The sequence below is a fragment of the Pseudomonas sp. Pseusp97 genome (assembly GCF_047304025.1).
Classification (GTDB): Bacteria; Pseudomonadota; Gammaproteobacteria; order Pseudomonadales; family Pseudomonadaceae; genus Pseudomonas.
Genome location: NZ_JBGLYK010000509.1, coordinates 1 through 362 on the forward strand (window position 1 = coordinate 1; position 362 = coordinate 362).

The 362-nt window shown below is 65.7% G+C and carries 2 protein-coding genes; one reads left to right on the plus strand and one right to left on the minus strand.

Annotated elements, in window-relative coordinates; all coding sequences use genetic code 11:
- The coding region (locus tag ACCC94_RS30145) for a hypothetical protein (RefSeq protein WP_413353228.1) at positions 1-89 on the minus strand (89 nt) is incomplete at its 3' end.
- A 168-nt stretch (positions 90-257) separates the two neighbouring features.
- Between ACCC94_RS30145 and ACCC94_RS30150 the strand changes: the two genes are divergently transcribed.
- The coding region (locus tag ACCC94_RS30150) for a hypothetical protein (protein WP_413353229.1) at positions 258-362 on the plus strand (105 nt) is incomplete at its 3' end.

The window sequence follows — 362 nt, forward strand, 5'->3', positions numbered from 1 at the left end:
TCCAGGCGGACCGGCGCGGGCAGGCCGAGGGCTCCGACCAGGCGGCGGCCGACGTTGGAGTTGGCGAAGGCGATGTAGCGATCGGTCATGGAACGGGCTCCTGCACGGGTTCTCTAAAGTGCTGACCACTCTACGCAGCGGCGGGTTCGGCGCAATTGACCGCGCTGACCTGCGCAACGGCGGGGCGGCCAATGCGACACAAGCGGCTAAGGTTAGCCTTGACCGCACTTCAACGCTCACCCTTGTAGGAGCTCTGCATGACCCAACTGCGCCGGGTCGCCATCGTCGGCGGCAACCGAATTCCCTTCGCCCGCTCCAACACCGTGTATGCCACGGCGAGCAACCAGGAGATGCTGACCTCC